The sequence below is a fragment of the Mycobacterium sp. EPa45 genome (assembly GCF_001021385.1).
GTDB lineage: Bacteria > Actinomycetota > Actinomycetes > Mycobacteriales > Mycobacteriaceae > Mycobacterium.
Window position 1 is genome coordinate 3,855,774 of the sequence record NZ_CP011773.1, and the last position, 19,549, is coordinate 3,875,322.

General features: G+C 67.1%; 19 protein-coding genes and 1 tRNA gene. 12 read left to right on the plus strand and 8 right to left on the minus strand.

The genetic code is table 11. The features are described from left to right. Positions 1 to 22 precede the first annotated feature (22 nt). Positions 23 to 108: transfer RNA gene (locus tag AB431_RS18470), tRNA-Leu, on the plus strand. Here AB431_RS18470 and AB431_RS18475 read toward each other — a convergent pair. Next, positions 90 to 1,007 (minus strand): LysR family transcriptional regulator, encoded by a 918-nt coding sequence (locus AB431_RS18475; protein ID WP_047333556.1) that lies wholly within the window; start codon positions 1,005 to 1,007, stop codon positions 90 to 92. The genes AB431_RS18470 and AB431_RS18475 overlap by 19 nt on opposite strands. Positions 1,008 to 1,090: 83 nt before the next feature. Here AB431_RS18475 and AB431_RS18480 point away from each other — a divergent pair, with 83 nt between their 5' ends. Continuing rightward, entirely contained in the window at positions 1,091 to 2,113 is a 1,023-nt protein-coding gene (locus tag AB431_RS18480; RefSeq protein ID WP_047331164.1) for an alpha/beta fold hydrolase, read from the plus strand. 101 nt (positions 2,114 to 2,214) lie between these two features. Then, entirely contained in the window at positions 2,215 to 3,048 is an 834-nt protein-coding gene (locus tag AB431_RS18485) for an alpha/beta hydrolase (RefSeq protein ID WP_047333557.1), read from the plus strand. A 208-nt stretch (positions 3,049 to 3,256) separates the two neighbouring features. On the opposite strand, the gene AB431_RS18490 is transcribed toward AB431_RS18485, so the two are convergent. The 5 genes from AB431_RS18490 to AB431_RS18510 are packed head-to-tail and all read right to left on the minus strand — an operon-like array spanning position 3,257 to position 7,688. Beyond that, entirely contained in the window at positions 3,257 to 4,240 is a 984-nt protein-coding gene (locus AB431_RS18490) for a TerC family protein (protein ID WP_047333558.1), read from the minus strand. 18 nt (positions 4,241 to 4,258) lie between these two features. Further along, positions 4,259 to 4,645, minus strand: coding sequence for a universal stress protein (locus tag AB431_RS18495; RefSeq protein ID WP_047331165.1), 387 nt, complete (start codon positions 4,643 to 4,645; stop codon positions 4,259 to 4,261). Then, complete coding sequence (locus AB431_RS18500; protein WP_047331166.1) at positions 4,642 to 6,183, minus strand: tripartite tricarboxylate transporter permease; 1,542 nt, start codon at positions 6,181 to 6,183, stop codon at positions 4,642 to 4,644. Before AB431_RS18500 ends, AB431_RS18495 begins: the two co-directional genes overlap by 4 nt. After that, positions 6,184 to 6,702 (minus strand): tripartite tricarboxylate transporter TctB family protein, encoded by a 519-nt coding sequence (locus AB431_RS18505; RefSeq protein ID WP_047331167.1) that lies wholly within the window; start codon positions 6,700 to 6,702, stop codon positions 6,184 to 6,186. It lies immediately after the preceding gene. After that, entirely contained in the window at positions 6,699 to 7,688 is a 990-nt protein-coding gene (locus tag AB431_RS18510; RefSeq protein ID WP_047331168.1) for a tripartite tricarboxylate transporter substrate binding protein, read from the minus strand. Before AB431_RS18510 ends, AB431_RS18505 begins: the two co-directional genes overlap by 4 nt. 102 nt (positions 7,689 to 7,790) lie before the next feature. Between AB431_RS18510 and AB431_RS18515 the strand changes: the two genes are divergently transcribed. The 9 genes from AB431_RS18515 to AB431_RS18555 all read left to right on the plus strand — a co-directional run bounded on the left by AB431_RS18515 (position 7,791) and on the right by AB431_RS18555 (position 17,680). After that, on the plus strand, positions 7,791 to 9,404 hold the full coding sequence (locus tag AB431_RS18515) for an ATP-binding protein (RefSeq protein WP_047331169.1): 1,614 nt from the start codon (positions 7,791 to 7,793) through the stop codon (positions 9,402 to 9,404). Continuing rightward, on the plus strand, positions 9,397 to 10,062 hold the full coding sequence (locus AB431_RS18520) for a response regulator (protein WP_047331170.1): 666 nt from the start codon (positions 9,397 to 9,399) through the stop codon (positions 10,060 to 10,062). The genes AB431_RS18515 and AB431_RS18520 overlap by 8 nt, the downstream gene beginning before the upstream one ends. Before the next feature lie 47 nt (positions 10,063 to 10,109). Beyond that, positions 10,110 to 11,144, plus strand: a complete 1,035-nt coding sequence (locus tag AB431_RS18525) for an acetamidase/formamidase family protein (RefSeq protein ID WP_047331171.1) — start codon at positions 10,110 to 10,112, stop codon at positions 11,142 to 11,144. Beyond that, entirely contained in the window at positions 11,141 to 11,551 is a 411-nt protein-coding gene (locus AB431_RS18530; RefSeq protein WP_047333559.1) for a RidA family protein, read from the plus strand. The genes AB431_RS18525 and AB431_RS18530 overlap by 4 nt, the downstream gene beginning before the upstream one ends. Positions 11,552 to 11,608: 57 nt before the next feature. Next, positions 11,609 to 12,868 carry a sulfotransferase gene (locus AB431_RS18535; protein WP_047331172.1) on the plus strand — a complete coding sequence of 420 codons (1,260 nt, stop codon included), beginning with the start codon at positions 11,609 to 11,611 and terminating at the stop codon, positions 12,866 to 12,868. 49 nt (positions 12,869 to 12,917) lie between these two features. Continuing rightward, complete coding sequence (locus tag AB431_RS18540) at positions 12,918 to 14,120, plus strand: alkyl sulfatase dimerization domain-containing protein (RefSeq protein ID WP_047333560.1); 1,203 nt, start codon at positions 12,918 to 12,920, stop codon at positions 14,118 to 14,120. Next, complete coding sequence (locus AB431_RS18545) at positions 14,117 to 14,866, plus strand: SDR family NAD(P)-dependent oxidoreductase (protein ID WP_047331173.1); 750 nt, start codon at positions 14,117 to 14,119, stop codon at positions 14,864 to 14,866. The genes AB431_RS18540 and AB431_RS18545 overlap by 4 nt, the downstream gene beginning before the upstream one ends. A gap of 26 nt (positions 14,867 to 14,892) precedes the next feature. Continuing rightward, positions 14,893 to 15,609: a type 1 glutamine amidotransferase gene (locus AB431_RS18550; protein WP_200902656.1), complete on the plus strand. Its 717-nt coding sequence runs from the start codon at positions 14,893 to 14,895 to the stop codon at positions 15,607 to 15,609. Between the two features lie 220 nt (positions 15,610 to 15,829). Next, complete coding sequence (locus tag AB431_RS18555; RefSeq protein WP_047331175.1) at positions 15,830 to 17,680, plus strand: pyruvate kinase; 1,851 nt, start codon at positions 15,830 to 15,832, stop codon at positions 17,678 to 17,680. A 1-nt stretch (position 17,681) separates the two neighbouring features. Here AB431_RS18555 and AB431_RS18560 read toward each other — a convergent pair whose 3' ends face one another. Continuing rightward, complete coding sequence (locus AB431_RS18560) at positions 17,682 to 19,034, minus strand: TIGR01777 family oxidoreductase (RefSeq protein WP_047331176.1); 1,353 nt, start codon at positions 19,032 to 19,034, stop codon at positions 17,682 to 17,684. Positions 19,035 to 19,097: 63 nt separating this feature from the next. After that, complete coding sequence (locus AB431_RS18565; RefSeq protein ID WP_047331177.1) at positions 19,098 to 19,535, minus strand: DUF308 domain-containing protein; 438 nt, start codon at positions 19,533 to 19,535, stop codon at positions 19,098 to 19,100. Between the last annotated feature and the right edge of the window lie 14 nt (positions 19,536 to 19,549).

Below are 19,549 nucleotides of genomic sequence, written 5' to 3' on the forward strand. Positions count from 1 at the left end.
GTTAGCCTTAGCTGCTCACTGAGTCCGAGTGGCGGAATGGCAGACGCGCTAGCTTGAGGTGCTAGTGCCCTATTAACGGGCGTGGGGGTTCAAGTCCCCCCTCGGACACTCTTTTTCCACACGTCGGCGGCAGCCTCCCGAATCGTCTCGGCCAGCTCGCTGGTTGCCGCCGTCAGCTGATCGGTCGGCCGGGACGCCAGGTACACCTGCCACAGCACAGGATCGCTCAGTGCAATCGACGCCAGTCCATCCAACCGGTGAGCCTCCGAACGAGGCATGAACGCGGTGCCCAGCCCATTGCGTACCAACTCGGCGATCGCGGCGAAGCCGGCGGGGACCTCGTACTGCGTGCGCGCGCTGACGCCGGCAGCGTGCAGTGCACCGTCCATCAGCCGCCGAAGCCCGAAGCCGGGCGGGAAACCGACAAGGTCCTCCGCCCCGACGTCGGAAAGCTCGAGCCGTGACCTTCCAGCCAGCTCATGGTCGGTACGGCAGACGAAAACCATTGGCTCCTCGAACAGCAACCGAATGTCCAGCTGCGGCGGGCGACGGTCGGGAGCCGAGACCAGGGCCAGGTCCAGCGATCCCTCGAGCAGGGCCGACAGGTACGACGACGCTCCCGTCTGGCTCAGACGCAACCGGAGCCCCACGAACGGATGGGCTCGGTGGAACTGCCCGAGAGCAGCGGCCACATCCAATGGCCCCGTTGCGATCAGCGATCCGAATTCGACTGTTCCGGAGAGTTTTTCGGCGAACTCACCAACCGACTCGGCGGCCAGTCGGCTCGTTCTCAACACTTCGTAGGCGTGCGACCGGAAGCGTTCACCTGCGGCAGTGAGACCTATGCGCTGGCGTGAGCGGTCGAAGAGCTGGACGCCCAGCTCACGTTCGAGCCTGGCAATCGAAGATGACAACGCCGACTGCACGATGTGGGCCCGTTGCGCCCCGCGGGTAAAGCTCATCTCTTCGGCGACGAACACGAAGTGTTCGATCTGGCGCAGTTCCACGAGACCATCCTATCGATTCTATAGATGACAGTGATCGACAGAAATCGTTGGACGCGATGACTGGGATCACGTGAACTGGAGGCATGAACGGCATCAGCAGACGAAGCCTCGGCCGACTGACGGCGATCGCCGGGGGCGCGGCGCTCCTCTCGTCGTGTGCGACCACCCCTGCGCGCACCGACACACCGCCCAGCTCGCCTCGGCACGCGCTCGGCCCGGTCAAGCAGATCAAGGCGGGCCTGCTCGATGTCGGCTACGCCGAGGCCGGACCGGTCGACGGACGACCGGTCATCTTGTTGCATGGTTGGCCCTACGACATCCACAGCTACGCCGACGTGTCGGCAATCCTTGCCGGCCAAGGCTTCCGCGTCATCGTGCCGTACTTGCGCGGGTTTGGATCGACCCGGTTTCTGTCGATGGACACGTTCCGCAACGGTCAGCAGGCCGCCCTGGGTGCCGATGTGATCGCGCTGATGGACGCCCTGCACATCGACAAGGCGATCCTCGGCGGTTACGACTGGGGCGGTCGTACCTCCAACGTCGTCGCGTCGCTGTGGCCGCAGCGGGTTGCCGGGCTCGTCGCGGTGAGCGGCTACATCGTCGTCGACCTGGCCACCAACCGCGAACCGCTGCCTCCCGAGGCCGAACACGGCTGGTGGTACCAGTACTACTTCGCCACCCCGCGAGGCGAACTGGGCTATCGCCGCAACACGAAGGCGTTCAACCGACTGATCTGGTCAAGCGCCTCACCCTTATGGCATTTCGACGACGCCGCCTACGACCTGTCCGCAGCGGCATTCGACAACCCCGACCATGCAGACATCGTGATCCACAATTACCGCTGGCGCCTCAGCCTCGCCCCAGGCGAATCCCGTTACGACGCAGACGAACAACGCCTGGCCACCAGACCGCGCATCGCAGTGCCGACCATCACCATCGCCAGCGACTTCGACGGAGCCGCCAAGGACGGCAGAGCTTACCGCGCCATCTACACCGGCCCCTACGAGCACCGTGTCCTCGACCGGGTCGGACACGATGTCCCCCAGGAAGCGCCGGAGCAATTCGCCGCGGCCGTCGTCGACGTCGACCGGATGATCAACCGCTAACTCAAGGACCCCAACGAATGTCGCTGCTGTCGATCCCACTCGTGGCTGACGCGCTCGCGCGCCTGTTCGCCGCCACTGTCAATCCGGCGCCGAAAGTGGCCGTGCGATTTCCGGAGATCATCGGTCGCACCACCGAAATCGAGATCCCCACCGGAAACGGGCCGACTCCCGCCACGGTCTACCACCCACCGCCAGGCGCGGGCCTGTCCGCCGTGTACCTCAATGTCCACGGCGGCGGCTTCGTGGTGGGACACCGCGAGCAAGATGATCCGTGGTGCAGATATCTGGCGGCCACCGCCGGGGTGATCGTGATCAACACCGATTACGTGCTGGCGCCCGGCCACCGCTTCCCCGCTGCCCCGCGGCAGCTCTACGACATCGTGTGCTGGGCCGCGCAGTCCGGTCACGAGTGGGACGGATCCCGGCTCTGCATCGGTGGGCAGAGCGCGGGTGGCAGCCTCAGCGCCGCGGCCGCGCGGTTGGCCCTCGAGAATGGCGGGCCCGATATCGCCTTGCAGGTACTGCATTACGCCCCGCTGGACCTGGTGACGCCGACACGCGCCAAACCCTCAGCGATCGGCGGGCGCGCGGTGATGAAGCCATGGATGGGCGAAATCTTCGACACCGCGTACATCCCCGATGCGGCCCAGCGCCGGGACCGGCTGGCTTCACCGGCCTGGGGAGACAACGCCACAGATCTGAAGGGGATCGCCCCCGCGCTGATCGTCACCGCCGAGCACGACCGCCTGCGCGACGAAGCCCGCCGGTACGCCGCCCGGCTCGATGCCGTCGGCGCCCTGGCGGAGTACTACGAGGTGCCTGGCGTCGACCACGGTTACAACATCATGAGCGACGCGACCGACATCACCCGGCGAAGCTACGCCCATATCGCCGAACACGTTCGACACGCCGTCGCCGGAGACGATCCGAGCTGACGGGTCAAACGTCCCTACCGCTTTCCGGCGATGAATCCTGCGCCACCTGGGCGATAACAACGGCCCGATCGAGGCGTAGCCGCAGCTCAACTTCAGACGGACGGCCACCGCAATGCCGTCGGCGATCCGCAGCGTCGCTCATGATGCGGATGGACCCCGCCAATTCCGGCGTCGTCTATGTCGATCTGTCCTGCCCGAACAGCAACAACTAAGTCAGCTTCGGCTGTCCCCGGGTCTTGGCCAGGCTGGCAACCGTCGTGACGAGCAGCACCGAAGCGATGACGCCCATCGACATGCCCGTCGAGATCTCCGGCACCGCGACGTGCTCTCCGCCATTGATGAACGGAAGCGTGTTCTCGTGCAGGGCGTGCAGCACGAGCTTGACGCCGATGAACGCCAGAATCAGCGACAGCCCGTACGACAAGTACACCAGTCGGTCCAGCAGGCCCCCGATCAGGAAGTAGAGCTGCCGCAGGCCCATCAACGCGAACGCGTTGGCGGTGAACACGATGTACGGTTGCTCGGTCAGACCGTAGATCGCGGGAATCGAATCCAGCGCGAACAGCACGTCGGTGAATCCGATCGCGATGAGCGCCAACAACATCGGCGTGACCGTCCGCTTGCCGTCGAGCTTGGTGAGGAACTTGTCGCCGTCGTAGTCGTCGGTTGTCGGAACGACGCGGCGCACCAGGGCAATGATGCGGCTGTCGCGTTTCTCCTCGACCTCCTTCTCGTGGCCGGCCTCCTTCGCAAGCTTGATTGCGGTGAGCACCAAGAAGACTCCGAAGAGGTAGAACACCCAGCTGAAGGCGCTGATGGCAGCGGCACCGACGGCGATGAACCCGGCGCGCATCACCAGCGCCAGCACGATCCCGATCAGCAGCAGTTTCTGCTGAAATTCCCGCGGTACCGCGAAAGTGCCCATGATGACGGTGAACACGAACAGGTTGTCGACGGACAGCGCCTTCTCGGTGACATAGCCGGCGAAGTATTCACCGGCGTACTCCCCGCCCCACAGCCACCACACGACGAACCCGAACGCCACCGCCAGGCCGATGTAGACCGCCGACCAGATCGCCGACTCCTTGAACGTCGGTTCGTGCGGCACCCGCACGTGGGCGAAGAAGTCGAACACGAACAACCCGATGATGACTGCGCACGTGATGAACCAGACCGCTCCGGTGACGTCCATGCCATCCATTATTCGTGATTAGCCAGGCTTGACCGCCAGCACCGGTTTTGGGCATTCAAGCAGCAGTTGTTGTGCGACGCTGCCCAGCAGCAGTTTGCCGACCGGATTGCGGTGTTTGAGCCCGATCACCAGCAACTCGGCTTCGGGACGCTCCATCGCGTCCAGCAGCGCATCGGCGGCGTACACCCCGACCGGCTGCGACAGCTCGTACCGCAGCCCGCAGTCCCGCAGTCGCTCCTCGAGGTCGCGCACCTGCCCCGGCTGGGCGAACGCGGCGTCGACGTAGGAATCCCCCGGCGTCGAGTTGACCACCAGCAGATCGGTGCCGCGCAGCGCGGCCTCGGCGATGCCGGCATCGATCGCCGCCTTGCCGAACTGGTCGTTGGTGTATCCCACAACGATCATGTCGTCTGCGCCTTCTCTCGTTGATCCTTGTCGTCCTCGACGACCAGCAGCGTCTCCTCGTCGCGGTGCAGCAGTCGCAGCACCAGCGGGATGGCAAGCAGCACCGCCATACACACGTAGGTCGCGATCGCCACGGGCTCGGTGAACAGGCTCGACCAGTCGCCGCCGCCGAGCTGCAGGCTCTGGCGCAACTGACGTTCGATACGCGGGCCCAGGATGACGCCGATGATCAGCGGCAGTACCGGGAGTCCGAACCGGCGCATCATCAACCCGAGCAGCCCGAACAGCAGCAGCAGTGCGAGATCGAGCGGCTGAATGTTCACCGCGAACGCCCCGAGCATGGCGAAGAACAGGATGCCGGCATACAGGTACGGTCGCGGCGTGCGCAGCAGCTTGGCCCACAGCGGTGCCAGCGGCAGATTGAGGACCAGCAGCAGGAAGTTGCCGATGAACAGGCTGGCGATCAGCGTCCAGATCAGCAGCGGCTCCTTGCTGAAAAGCGTTGGCCCGGGCTGAATTCCGTAGGAGACAAAGGCGGTGAGCATGACCGCGGCGGTGGCATTGGTCGGCAGGCCCAGCGACAGCATGGGCACCAGGGTGCCTGCGGCGGAGGCGTTGTTGGCAGCCTCGGGTCCGGCCACCCCCTCGATGGCACCCCGGCCGAACTCCTCCGGATGCTTGGACAGCTTCTTCTCGGTGATGTAGCTCAGAAACGTCGGCAGCTCGGCGCCGCCTGCGGGGAGTGCACCGAACGGGAACCCGAACGCGGTGCCGCGCAGCCACGGCTTCCAGGACCGCCGCCAGTCATCGCGACCCATCCACGGCCGGCCGACCGGAATCACATCAGCCGGGCGCCGACGCAGGTGTGCAGCCACCCAAAGCGCTTCTCCCACAGCGAAGATCGCGACCGCGATCACCACGATGTCGATGCCGTCGGAGAGCTGCGGAATGCCGAACGTAGCCCGGGGCTGGCCGGTCAGGAAGTCGATGCCGACGATTCCGATCGCCAGGCCGAGCACCAGCGAGATGGCGCCGCGCAGCTTCGACGAGCCGAGCACGGCGGTCACCGCCACCAATGCGAACAGCATGATCGCCAGATACGACGGCGCGCCGAGGGTGACGGCGAACCGCGAGATCGCGGGGGCGAACGCCGCCAGCAGCACGGTGCCGATGGTGCCCGCGACGAACGAGCCGATGGCCGCGGTCGCCAACGCCTGCGCGGCTCGGCCTGCTTTCGCCATCTTGTTGCCCTCGATGGCGGTGATTACCGACGACGACTCCCCCGGTGTGTTCAGCAGGATCGACGTGGTGGATCCGCCGTACATGCCGCCGTAGAAGATGCCCGCGAACATGATGAATGCCGCGCTGGGGCTGACGTTGTAGGTGATCGGAAGCAGCAATGCCACCGTCATGGCCGGCCCGATGCCGGGCAGCACCCCGACCGCGGTGCCCAGCAGCACCCCGATCACGGCGTACAACAGGTTCATCGGGGTCGCCGCCTCGGCGAAACCCTGCAGTAGCCAGTTGAAATTGTCCATCTAGAGAATCCCGTCCAAGATGCCTGCGGGCAGCGGGATTCCGAGCCCGGAGTAGAACGCGTAGAAGCTGGCCAGTGCGAGCACCACGCCGACGATGAGATTGCGCACGTAGTGCCTGCTGCCCAGAATCGTTGCCGCACCGGCGAAGAACAGCGCACTCATGATGACCCAGCCCAGCAGATTGACCAGCAGGATCATCGCGACGAACAACGCGATCAGCAGGCCGACCGTGCGCCAGTCGCCCGGCGCCTCGGGATCGATGTCCTCTCCGGCGTCGGCCTCGCCCTTACTGCCGCGCGGTATCGCGACGGCCAGGATCACCGCGAGCAGCAACGCGGCGACACCGATGATCAACGGAAAGAATTTGGGCCCAACGGGATCCACCTTGGCGAAGCCCTCTTGGAGCGTCACTCCGCTGTACACCAGGAATCCGCCGACGATCGCCAGGACGGCGACCACGATGTACTGCGCATAATCCACGTTGCGGGCCGGCTCTGCTTGTTTCTCATCAATGCTCACAGCAGCCCCAATTCGGTCAGCGTGGACGAGACCCGGTTGTCCTGGTCTTTGAGAAATTGTTCGAACTGCGCACCGGTCACGAAGGCGTCTGTCCAACCGTTCTTGGCCAACGCCTCTTTCCATTCCTTCGTGCCATGCATCTCTTCGAGCGCCTTGACCATGTCGTTCTTGGCGGTGTCCGAAATGCCCGGCGGCGCAAGGACACCGCGCCAGTTGGCGAAGGTCAGATCGATGCCGGCCTCCTTCAGCGTCGGCGCATCGATGCCCTCCACGCGCTGCTCGCTGGACACCGCGAGCACCCGCAGCTGGCCCGCCTCGATCTGGTCGATGAGTTCACCCGGGCTGGAGGTACCGACGGTGATCTTCTTGCCGAGCAGCGCGGTCAGCAGGTCTCCGCCGCCGTCGTAGGTGATGAAGTTGACCTGTTTCGGGTCGACGCCGACCTTCTTGGCGACTTCCATCGGGAACAGGTGATCGGGTCCGCCCGGTGAGGATCCCCCGCCGATCGTCATCCTGCTCGGATCGGCTTTCCAGCCCGCGACGAAGTCCTGCACCGTCTTGAACGGCGAATCCGCGGGCACGAAGATCGCACCCGGGTCCTCGATCAACTTGGCGATCGCGGTCGCATCGGAGGCTTTGACCTTGGACCCATTGGTATAGGTGGCGCCCACGACGCCGAGGCCCATCGTCATCATCAGGTCGTTGTTGCCCCGCTCGTTCATCAGCCGCGCCATCGCCACGGTGCCGCCCGCACCGAGCACGTTGAACACCTCGACCCGCCCGGTGATGTCGCGGTCCTCCATGATCTTCACCGCCGTTCGCGCCGTCAGGTCATAACCACCGCCCGGGCTGTTCGGCACCATCATCCGCAGCCGGTGCAGACCGGAGGGATCGTCGCCTCGCGTCACGCCGCAACCGGCGAGCAGCAACGTCACGGCAAGCACGGTGGCGATCACCGCGAACCGCTTCGTGCGTCGTCGCACCATTCGTCGACCCCGTCTCCTTCTGGGAAGAATTCGTCCACATGTGATGTTCAGCAATACTGGTCGAGGAAGTGACGCCAGTCACTCTTTCGGACGCAGAGGAAGTTGTGGTCGTTGTGGTCATCGCTGGTACGTAGCGGCCGTAGCCTCGCGGGCCAGTTCCTCGCCTTCCAGTTGCTTGTGGTGGCGGTCGTGTTGGTCGCGGTGGCGGCGGTGTCGATCGCCCAGTCGACCAAGGAATTCCGTGACGTGCGCGGGCAGCGAATGATCGCCGTCGCCGAGAACGTGGCGTCGACACCGCTCGTGCGGGACCGGTACGGCGACCCCTTCGCGTCCCAGATCCTGGCGCCGGATGTCGACCGGGCGATCGCGCTGTCCGGGGCCGGCCTCGCCGAAATTATCGATCCCTCAGGGCGGGTGCGGGTGTCCACCGATCCGTCGCGCGTAGGGCGTAACGCGGACTTCGGCCCGTCAAGGGTCGTCGAGGGCAGGGCCTGGTTCGGCGACCTGGACATCGACGGCACCCACACATTGGCCGGCCAGGTCCCCATCCTGTCCACCGACGGCACCGTGTTGTCGGTGGTGTCGGTCAGCGAGCCCTACCCCTCGGTGTGGCAACTCCTCAGCGGCGCGGGTGAGCGGCTCCTGGCGTACCTGGGTCTCGGAGCGGCGCTGGGACTGGTCGCCTCCTGGTTGTTGTCCCGGCGGATCAAACGCCACACCCGCGGTCTGGAGGTCGCCGAGATCGCCGGGCTGGCCGAACATCGAGAAGCGTTGCTGCACAGCATTCGTGAGGGTGTGATCGGGGTGAACACCGACGGGGTGATCACGGTGGTCAACGACAGCGCCCAGGATCTGCTGGGCATCGGCGCCGACGCCGTCAACCGCCTGGTCCGCGACGCCGGCATCGACCCGGCCGTGGCCGACTTCCTGGTATCCGGCGAGGACGGGCACGACGTCGTCATCGCCACGCCGAATCGGGTGCTGGCGCTCAACCGCCGGGCCGCCACCAGCCAGGGTCAGCGCATCGGTACGGTCACCACCATGCGCGACAGCACCGAGCTGGCGTCGATGCAGGGCCAGCTGTCCTCGCACAAGAGCGTGACCGACACGCTGCGCGCGCAGACCCACGAATTCGCCAACCAACTGCACACCATCTCCGGGCTGGTCCAACTTGGCGAGTACGACTCGGTACGGGATCTGGTGGGCGCGCTGACGCGCCGCCGGGCCGAGATCGACGCTGCTGTCACACAGCACATTTCGGATCCCGCCGTGGCCGCGCTGCTGATCGCGAAAACCACTCTGGCCGCCGAGAGCGGCGTGTCGCTTCAACTGGCCGACGACTCGCACCTGACGGCGCTGAGCCCGGCACTGGCGACCGACGTCATCACCGTGCTGGGGAACCTGATCGACAACGCCGTCGACGTCTCGGAAGGCACCGCGGCATCCCGTGTCACCGTGCGAATCGATGACGCCGACGGCCTCACCATCGAGGTCGCCGACTCCGGACCCGGTGTGCCGCAAGACCTTCGCTTGCAGATCTTCTCCCGTGGCGTGACGTCGAAGCCTGACGTCCCTGGCGGTCGTGGAATCGGCCTGGCGCTGGTGCGGCTGATCACCGCTCAACACGGCGGTACTGCCGAGGTGCACGACGCCACCGGCGGCGGCGCGTTGTTCGTCGCACGGCTGCCCCGGATCGTGTCGGTGAGTCATGCGTGAGGTACTGGTCGTCGACGACGATTTCATGGTCGCCGACATCCACCGGCGCTTCGTGGACCGCATCCAGGGCTTCCGCACCGTGGAGGTGGCCCATACCGGCGCCGCCGCACTCGACGCCGCCCGTACCGTGCGCCCGGATCTGATCCTGCTCGACGTCTACCTCCCCGACATGACCGGCCTGCAGGTGCTGCAGACCCTGCGCGCCGAAGGTGACCCGGTGGGCGTCATCATGATCACCGCCGCAAGGGAATTGGACACCGTCACCGGCGCCCTCGACGGCGGCGCAGCCGACTACCTGATCAAGCCGTTCGAGTTCGAGCAGCTGAAGGCCAAACTGGCGTCCTTCGCCGCCCGTGCCGATGCGCTGGGCGCCGGCCACGGCATCGACCAGAGCTTTGTCGACACCCTGTTCGGACACTCGCCCACATCCGGCGACGCACCGCCGATGCCCAAAGGGCTGGGCGCCGAAACCGCACGGCTGGTCCTCGACGCGGTACGCGGAGCCGGCGAGCTGTCGGCAGCCGAATGCGCTGACCTGGTGGGCATCTCCAGGGTCAGTGCACGCCGCTACCTCGAATACTTCCTGACCACCGGCGCGGTAGGACTGCGCTTGCAGTATGGCGCGGGGCGGCCTGAGCGCCGCTACCACATGGTGTAATTCTTCGGCGCGCGCCCGGGCTGGGCTCCTGGCATGATCTGACGCTTATGGCAGTGCACCATCTCCCGGCCACCGCGCAGACGGTGCAGTGGGGATATTTCGACCCCCGGCAGACCCCGGCGCTGACGGTTGAATCCGGCGATCTGGTGTCGATCGAGACGCTCACCCATCACGCCGGCGATGCCCCGGATCTGCTGATGGACGAGGGCATCGAGCAGGTGTTCGCCGAGGTCGAGGACCGTGGACCGGGGCCGCACATCCTCACGGGACCGATCGCCGTGGCCGGCGCCCGACCGGGTGACGTGCTGCAGGTCGACATTCTGGAGGCCACTCCGCGGCTGCCCTACGGATCCAATCTCGCCGGGCATTGGGGCTACCTCTACCACGAGATTCCCATCGAGCGGGTCACCGTCTACCAGCTCGACACCGATGCGTTGCTGGGACGGGCGCTATTCGGATACGACTGGACCGCGACCCCGCTGGCCAACGTGCCCGGCACGATCGTCGAGCCCGACCCGGCGCGCCGCGAACCGGCCCTGCGCGGAGTCGTGGTGCCGCTGCGCCCGCACTTCGGCACCATGGGTGTGGCGCCCGCCGACCCGGTCCGGGTCTCCTCGGTGCCGCCGGGTGACCATGGCGGCAACGTCGACAACTGGCGCATCGGTGCCGGCGCCCGGATGTACTACCCCGTCCAGGTGCCCGGCGCGCTGCTGTCCGTCGGCGATCCGCACGTCTCGCAGGGTGACGGCGAGGTCAGCGGCACCGCACTGGAGTCGTCGCTGAATGGGTTGCTGCGCTTGACGATTCGCCGTGATGTGTCGTTCACGGTGCCGGTGCTCGAGACGTCGACCGAGCTGCTGGTGCACGGCTTCGGGGACAGTTTGGATGCCGCGATGAAGTGCGCGACGCTGCGCACACTGCAGCTGCTGCAGTGCCACTTCGGGTTGTCTCCGGCGGATGCGTACTCGTTCCTGTCGGTGGCGGTGGACTTCACCGTGACCCAGGTGGTCGACCAGCGCCAGGGCGTACACGGCCGAATCGACAAGCGATGTTTCCCGCGCTGGCAGAATCCCGCGGCATGACTGGCATCCGGGCGTTCACGTTCACCCCGGCCGACGGCGTCCCGCCCGCGGTGGCACCGTTCGCCCACGCGACCGCCGCCGGCCAGACCCTGTACGTCACCGGCCAGATGCCGACCGACAACACCGGTACGCTCGTCGGCGACGACGTCGCGGCCCAGACTGACCAGGTGCTGGGCAACCTCCTGCGGGTCACCGAGCTCTGTGGTGGCGGGCTGGCCGACGTGGTGTCGGTGCGGGCCTATCTGACCGACTGGGACGACTACGCGGCATTCAACGCCGCCTACGCGCCGTGGTTTCCCGAGCGGCTCCCGAGCCGAACCTGCGTCGGCACGACCGGGCTGGCGGTCGGCGCACGCGTCGAGATCGACTGGGTGTGCTGGCGAGAGAGCGGCTGGCCTGCCGCCTGATCTCGGCCAGCGAGAACTGACGTCCACGATCGGTGTCGGGCATTAAGGTCCCTGGACATGGCGTCAACGGAGACCCTGAACCTCGACGACCTCACCGACCCGGTGTTGACCGACACCCAGCGGCAGATCCTCGACTACACCGAGGCCCGCGAAGTCACGTTCGACATCGACGAGATGCTCGCCGAAGCCGTGCAACAAGCCGGCGCCGATGACCTGGCCGACGACGACGGCTTCGCCGACCGGCTGGCAGCCCACGTAGCGGCCATCGAGTCCGACACCGGTCTGCGCCAACTGATCCGAAGCAGCCTGCGCGCCAGGGTGATTCGCAAAGTGCGCAACCGGCTGTCGCTGACCGATCTGCTGAAGCGCTATCCGGAGATCGCATCGATCCCGATCGAGCGGCCGATGATCGTGGTAGGTATGCCGCGCTCGGGGACCACCCACCTGGTCAACCTGATCGCCGAGGACCCGCGTCGGCGCGCCCTGCCCTACTGGGAAGCCGAGGACCCCATTCCCGCACTCGGACAAGGGCCCGACGTGTTCGGCGTCGATCCCCGCTATGCCCGGGTCAAGGCCGAACACGAGGCTCTGATGGCCAGCACACCCCAGGTCGCGGCGATGCACGACCGGTTCCCGGAGGCCATCGAGGAAGAGGTCGAACTGCTCGACCTCGACATGGCCGGCTATGTCCTGGAATGGCACGCCCGGGTGCCGGGCTGGCGCGACTACTATCTCGGGCTGGACCACATCCGCCACTACGCCTATCTGAAGAAGATCCTGCAGGCGTTGACGTTCCTGCGCGGGCCGCGTACCTGGGTGCTGAAGTCGCCGCAGCATGCCGAACAACTGGGACCGCTGATGGCCACCTTCCCGGATGCCACCGTCGCGTTCACCCACCGCGATCCGGTCGCAGTGATCCAGTCGGCGATCACGATGATGGCGTACTCGGATCGGTTGCGCCGCACCAGCATCGACCCCGACTGGCTGGTCGAGTACTGGAGTGACCGCATCCACCGGCTGCTGAGTGCCTGCGTCCGCGACCGGGACCTGGTGGCGGCCGACCGCAGTGTCGACATCGGCTTCCACCATTTGAACGGCAACGAGATGCCGGTGTTGACCGACTACTACCAACGCGCGGGGATCGAGATAACGCCCAAGGTGGCCAAGCGGTTCGGCGCCTACATCGACAACAACCGCCGCGGCGCGAAGGGCCGAATCCCCTACGACATCAGACGCCACTTCGGCGTCGACCCCGAGCAACTGCGGTCCCGGTTCGCGTTCTACTTCGACCGCTTCGACGTCCGCCCCGAGATCTGAAGGAACTGTCGTGGAACCCCTCTACCGCAGTCGGCCCGGCGCCGACGCCATGGCGCCCGCCTCGGCTGAACACGCCGAGGAAGTCGCCCCGGGCATCTGGTGCTCACCCGGGCTGACCAACTCCTACCTGCTGACCACCTCGGACGGGCGCGTCGTCGTCAACACCGGCATGGGCTTCGAAAGCCCGGTGCATCGTGCGGTTTTCGACGTCGTCGACTCCTCGCCGGTGCGCTACATCCTAATCACCCAGGGCCACTACGACCACGTCGGCGGACTCGACACCCTACGCGACCCGGAGACCAAGGTGGTGGCGCAGGCACATTGGGAACAGTGGCGCGACGACAACGAACGGCTGCTGCCCTACCGCGCCAACCGCAGCGCGTTCGCGTTCTCCGGCAAGCTCGCCGACGGCATCGCGAAGATCCAACAGCGCTTCGGCAAGAAGCTGCCGCCCCAGAGCATCGGGTGCGCCGACATCGTCGTGGACGACCGGTTGTCGCTGACCGTCGGCGAGCGTCGCTTCGAGCTGATCGCCACGCCCGGCGGCGAAACCACCGACTCGATGGTGGTCTGGTTACCAGACGAGCGGGTCTGTCTGTGCAGCAACACCTTTGGGCCGATCTTCGGCCACATCCCCAATCTGGTCACGATGCGCGGCGACCGCTACCGGGATGCGCTGACCGTGATCGACACCATCGAACGGGTCCGGGCGCTGCAACCCGAGGTGCTGCTCACCGGACACTTCGAGCCCATCCGCGGAGCGGAGCTGATCGACGCCGAGCTGAGTCGGCTGCGCGATGCCGTCCAGTACCTGCACGACGAGACCGTGGCGGGGATGAACGGCGGCAAGGACGTCCGGACGCTGATGCGTGAGATCGCCCTGCCCGAGCATCTCGACGTCGGAGAGGGCTACGGCAAAGTCGCCTGGAACGTCCGGGCGATCTGGGAGAACTATTCCGGTTGGTTCCACCACAATTCGACCACCGAGCTCTACCCGGTCGGACCCGACGCCGTCAGCGCGGACGTGGTGGAACTCGCCGGCGCCGAAGCACTGACCGAACGCGCCCGCGCGCACCTCGCCGATGGCCGTCCGCTGGAGGCCATCCACCTCGCCGAGCTGGTCACCCACACCATCCCCGACGATCCCGCGGCGCGCGCGGTGCTCAAAGCCGCCCACGAACAACTCCTGGCAGGTAGCGCCAACTTCTGGGAGAGCGCCTGGCTCACCAAGCAGATCGAAAGGTACACATGACCGCCCAGCTGAGCTTCGACTTCACCGGAACCCGGGCGCTGGTCACCGGGGCGACCAGCGGCATCGGGCACGCCGTCGCCGTGCTGCTGCGCGACGCCGGTGCCGACGTCACCGTCACCGGCACCAAACCCGCTGCCGCCGACTACGACACCGACCTCTCCGGGATGGTCTACCGGCAACTTGTGCTCACCGACAATGCATCCATTGACAGTCTGGCCCAGAGCATTGCCGAGCTCGATGTCCTGGTGAACAACGCCGGCGCCAACTTCCCCGGCGGGCTCGACGAGTCCACCCCCGACGGGTTCGCCGCCTCCGTCACGCTGAATCTCACCGGGCCGTACCGGCTGACGGTCGGGCTGCGCCGCGCACTGAAGGCCTCCACCGCGGCCGGCGGGGCGAGCGTGGTCAACCTGGCGTCGATGTCGGCGCTGCGTGCGGTGACGATGGTTCCCGGTTACGGTGCGGCCAAGTCCGGGATCGTCAACATCACCCGCAACCTGGCGGTCAAGTGGGCCAAGCACCGGATTCGGGTCAACGCCGTGGCGCCGGGCACCATCGAGACCGCGATGACCGCGCCGATGCAGGCCGTGCCCGAGATCGTCTCCACCGAGATCGCGCACATCCCGGCCGGCCGGATGGGCACCGTCGACGAGGTCGCCCCGGCGATCGCGTTCCTGTGCACGGCGCAGAGCAGTTACATCAACGGCGCGGTGCTGGTCGTCGACGGCGCCTCGGACTGCGTGTAGCCGCACACCTGCCGTACCGTATGCGGGTGCCCCGTCAGGTCCTGTTCATCTACAACGATCCGATCGCCCCCGAAGCGCTGCTCGGCGAGACGTTCACCGAACTCGGTTTCGACGTCGACATATTCGAGGTGGTTCCCGCGGCGCGGGCGAGTGACCCCGCAATCGACGTCAGCTTTCCCGACCCCACCCGTTACGACGTGATCGTGCCGTTGGGTTCGCGATGGGCGGTCTACGACGAACGGCTGCCGTGGGTCGCCGGTGAGATCGACACCGTGCGAAGCGCCGTCGACGCCGGCGTCGGCGTGCTCGGGGTGTGCTTCGGCGGCCAGCTGGTGGCCACCGCACTCGGCGGTTCGGTACAGCGGTCGACCGATCCCGAGATCGGCTGGCATCGGGTGTCCAGCAGCGACCCGGACCTGGTGCCGGACGACGGGCCGTGGTTCCAATGGCACTTCGACCAGTTCACTGCACCGGCCGGATCGACCGTGATAGCCCGAAATGACCGTGCCACACAGGCTTTCGTCCATGGCCGAGCGATGGGCCTGCAGTTCCATCCCGAACTGGACCACAAGCTGCTGGAGCTGTGGATCGACGACGACCGCAACCGCGACGGCGAGGGCGACTTGGCCCAACTCGGTCTGCGGGCTGACGATCTGCGTGCCGACACCACGACGCACGTCGACGACGCCGCCCGGCGCCTCCGGTTACTGGTGCGGGGCTTCCTGACGAAGGTCGCCCGCTAGCTGCCTGCCACCACAGTTCGTGACCCGCTTAGTCGGAGCTACCCGCGTCGGCCGTGTGCTTCGCCCCCGAACAGCCCGCGACCAGCAACATGCTAATCGCCGCTGAACAGCACAGGTTTCGTAATCGGCGAAGATAACATAGGGCCAGCCGGGTGCGAGCCTGTTACCGGCGGCGGACCGTTCACCCAACCGCAACCTGGAATGACTAGCGTGCCGGGTCATGTCCACCGACGCGCAGCAGCTCGCTCAGCTGCAAAGTGACGTCGACGCCCTGCTGGCTCAACTGGCCGATGCCGAACTGAAATGGCAGCCGTGGACCGACCCGGTCGCCGACGAGAACCGCTGCAGTGCAACAAATCTCGTCCACTACTGGGCACTGAGGCAGGTCGACCTGCGCAACGTGCAGCAGCAACTCGCCGAACTCGGGCTGTCGTCGCTGGGGCGCAGCGAGGCACACGTACAGGCGACGCTGCGACTGGTCTCCGCGGCGATCGCCGCGCTGCGTGGGCAGGGCTGGACGCCGTCCGATGAGGTCTGCGTGGAGATCCCCGAGGGGACCCGGTTGCTCGAACGCAACGCCGCGGAGCTACTCGGGCCGGCGGCCGAGGACCGCGCCGCCCGGATCATGGTCACCCTGCCATCGGAGGCCGCCGCCGACCCCGCGCTGGCACGCACACTCATCGACGCCGGCATGCGGATCGCTCGAATCAACTGCGCCCACGACGACGCCACCGCGTGGAAAGCCATGGCAGCCAACGTCCGTGCCGCGGCCGCAGCGGCCGGACGCCCGTGCTTGATCGCGATGGATCTGGGCGGCCCCAAACTGCGCACCGGCCCGCTCGAACCGGGACCCCAGGTGGTGCGCCTGCGGCCGACGCGAAACGCCCGCGGCCAGGTGGTGGCCGCCGGCCGCGGCTGGCTGACGTCGGCGCGACGGCCGGCCCGACCGCCGGAGCCCGGCCTGATCGCCCTGCCGGTCAAAGCCGAATGGCTGGCCAACCGCGCCGAGGGTGACGAACTGGTGCTGCGCGATACCCGCGGATCGAAGCGGCGGCTGCTGCTGGCTGCCGCGGCGCCCGGCGGATTCGTCGTCACGGCCGAGAAGACGACGTATGTGGGCAGCGGAACGGTGTTGAAGGCCGGCGGGCAGGAGCGAAGCGACTCGGGGACAAAGCGAGGCCGGAAGGACTCCACCAAAGTCGGTGAGCTGCCCGCCGTCGAGCAGAGCCTGCAACTGGCCGCCGGGGACGTCGTGCGGTTGACCCGCGATTGCGCACCGGCACACGTCGACGACGGCCAGCCGCCGCGGATCGGGTGCACGTTGCCCGAGGTGTTCGACACCGCCGAGGTCGGCGAACGCGTGTTCTTCGATGACGGCAAGCTCGGCGGGGTGGTGATCGCGGTGGCGACCGACACCCTCGACGTGCGCATCGAACGCCCCGCCCACGGCACGGCAAAGTTGCGGGCCGGCAAGGGAATCAACGTCCCCGACACCGACCTGCTCATCTCCGCACTGACCGAGAAGGACATCGCCGACCTGCCCACGGTGGTCGAGTTGGCCGACTTCGTCCAGCTCTCGTTCGTCCGTGAAGCCGCCGACGTCATTCGGCTGTTCGAGGAGCTGGACCGCCTCGGTGACCGCGACCTCGGGGTGGTGCTCAAGATCGAAACCCGGCAGGCCTTCGAACAACTGCCGAAGCTGCTGCTGACCGCGATGCGCCGACGCCGTGTCGGGGTGATGATCGCCCGTGGCGATCTGGCCGTCGAGGTCGGTTACGAACGATTGGCCGAGCTGCAGGAAGAGACGTTGTGCGTGTGTGAGGCCGCGCACCTGCCGGTGATCTGGGCGACCCAGGTGCTCGAGCAACTCGCCAACACGGGGCTGCCCTCACGCGCCGAAATCAGCGATGCGGCAATGGCAGAACGCGCCGAATGCGTGATGCTCAACAAGGGTCCCTACATCACCGACGCTGTCCTCCTGCTCGACGACGTCCTGGGACGAATGGCCGGCCACGAGCACAAGAAGAGTCCGTTGCTACGCAGTCTGCACTCGTGGCGAGCCGCCGACTGACCTAGGCGGGGTCGCGCCCGAGCTGGTGGGCCAGCGCCTCCTCGACCCGCGGATGCCGGAAGCGATGGCCCAGCTCCTGCAGCTTGGCCGGCAGGACTCGCTGGTCAGCTTCGGCCAACTCCTGCGCGCCCTGCTTGCCGAGCAGCACCCGGGGGCCGAACGATGGCACCGGCAACACTGCGGGCCGATGCAGGGTGCTCGCCAGCGCCGTGGTATATGCCTTGTTGCGCACCGGGTTTGGCGCGACAGCGTTGACCGGACCGGTCAGCCTGTCGTCGTATAGGGCGCGGTAGTAGATGTCGAGCAGGTCGTCGATGCCGATCCAGGACAACCATTGCTCGCCGCTGCCCAGCCGACCGCCGAGGCCCGCCGCGAACAGCGGGCGCATCAGCCGCAACGTCCCGCCACGGGCGGCTTGCACAATGCCGGTCCGCACGGCGACCGTCCGCACCCCGGCCCGAGCGGCGGGCTCGGTGGCTGCCTCCCAGTCGGCGACCACGTCAGCGAGGAAACCGTCTCCTCGGGCGCTGCCCTCGGACAGCTCGGTGTCGCCGCGGTCATAGCCGTAGATTCCGATCGCCGACGCGCTGACGAAGCTGCGCACGCCGGCCGTCGCCGCCAGCTCGGCCAGCCGTCGGGTCGGTTCGATGCGGGAATCGCGAATCGACCTGCGATGGGCGTCGGTGAACCGCCCAGCGATCGACGCGCCCGCAAGGTGGACGACGGCATCGACTCCCTCGAGTAGGTCGGCAGCGGGATCGCTTGGCTCCCAACGTCGTTCATCGGGCCGGGCCGGATCACTGCGCACCAGCCGAACCACCCGGTGCCCGCCGGTGGTCAGCAGCGCGGTCAAGGCACTGCCGACCAGGCCGGACGAACCGGTGATCGCGACGGCCAGCGTGCCCGCGCCCGCCCGTGCGGCGTCTCGGTGGACCGCCAAGTCGTCGGCGAGCTGCCGGTGCCGGTAGACGAATGTGGACCGCAGCGCGGCGCCGGGCACCGTGGTGTCCACCTCGTCGTGAACCTCGGTGGTGTCGTCGCCCGTGTCGTTGAACCGGTGGGTGTGCCGCCACCACCCGATGATGCGCGGCGGCAATGTCATCAGCCCGTCCGAGGACAGCACGTCAACGAACTGGTTCGGCGGGTCGTAGCCGGCCGGGTCGTGCTGCGCGATCCAGCGCAGGCCGCCCGGGAGGCCGAGGACCGCGCGCCCGTCGGCCAGTGACTCGGTCTCGGCCACGGCGTGCATCGGCTGCCACGGCGGAATGAGCCGACGCATCGCGCCGGGGCGGGTGTGCCAGGCGAAGACCTCACCGATCGGATGGTCGACGACGCTCGAGTAGCGGATGCCCATGGTGTCCCTTGTACCCGTGCGGGCAACGAATTCAATGACTGCCCCGCGGGCGTCACGAAAAGGTCAGCGTGAGCCTGACTCGCCGGATTTCTGTTCTTCGGGCTCTTCCGCGACCGGTTTGGCGTCACCCTCCGGCTCCGCGGCGTCGTCGCCGGCCTTTTCGGCGTCCTCGGCCGTCTTGGCCTCGGAGGCCGGGGCGTCGTCCTCGGGATAGTCGGCGTCGAACGTCGAGTACGTGGCGTCGACGCTCTCATCGGTCTCCGAGTACGCGGTGGTCTCGGCGGTCGCCGAGGACTCCACAGGCTCCTCGGCCGGTGCCACCGGCGCCGCCTCGCCGACGCGGCGGTGCTGGCGCTCCCGGATCGCGTCGACGATGAGCAGGATCACTCCGATCACGCTGGCCGCGATGCATACCCACGCGACCAGCTCATTGCTGGTGACGACAGCTGTGACCAGGGCCGCGAGGCCGATCACCGCCAGAACCAGCGCAACGATCAGCATCGATCAACCTCCAG

Coding starts and splice junctions, on each gene's coding strand:
- AB431_RS18530 (WP_047333559.1), top strand. CDS start 11,141: ATGACTGGCATCCGGGCGTTCACGTTCACCCCGGCCGACGGCGTCCCG.
- AB431_RS18540 (WP_047333560.1), top strand. CDS start 12,918: ATGGCGCCCGCCTCGGCTGAACACGCCGAGGAAGTCGCCCCGGGCATC.
- AB431_RS18510 (WP_047331168.1), bottom strand. CDS start 7,688: ATGGTGCGACGACGCACGAAGCGGTTCGCGGTGATCGCCACCGTGCTT.
- AB431_RS18555 (WP_047331175.1), top strand. CDS start 15,830: ATGTCCACCGACGCGCAGCAGCTCGCTCAGCTGCAAAGTGACGTCGAC.
- AB431_RS18535 (WP_047331172.1), top strand. CDS start 11,609: ATGGCGTCAACGGAGACCCTGAACCTCGACGACCTCACCGACCCGGTG.
- AB431_RS18565 (WP_047331177.1), bottom strand. CDS start 19,535: ATGCTGATCGTTGCGCTGGTTCTGGCGGTGATCGGCCTCGCGGCCCTG.
- AB431_RS18495 (WP_047331165.1), bottom strand. CDS start 4,645: ATGATCGTTGTGGGATACACCAACGACCAGTTCGGCAAGGCGGCGATC.
- AB431_RS18480 (WP_047331164.1), top strand. CDS start 1,091: ATGAACGGCATCAGCAGACGAAGCCTCGGCCGACTGACGGCGATCGCC.
- AB431_RS18525 (WP_047331171.1), top strand. CDS start 10,110: ATGGCAGTGCACCATCTCCCGGCCACCGCGCAGACGGTGCAGTGGGGA.
- AB431_RS18520 (WP_047331170.1), top strand. CDS start 9,397: ATGCGTGAGGTACTGGTCGTCGACGACGATTTCATGGTCGCCGACATC.
- AB431_RS18500 (WP_047331166.1), bottom strand. CDS start 6,183: ATGGACAATTTCAACTGGCTACTGCAGGGTTTCGCCGAGGCGGCGACC.
- AB431_RS18490 (WP_047333558.1), bottom strand. CDS start 4,240: ATGGACGTCACCGGAGCGGTCTGGTTCATCACGTGCGCAGTCATCATC.
- AB431_RS18560 (WP_047331176.1), bottom strand. CDS start 19,034: ATGGGCATCCGCTACTCGAGCGTCGTCGACCATCCGATCGGTGAGGTC.
- AB431_RS18545 (WP_047331173.1), top strand. CDS start 14,117: ATGACCGCCCAGCTGAGCTTCGACTTCACCGGAACCCGGGCGCTGGTC.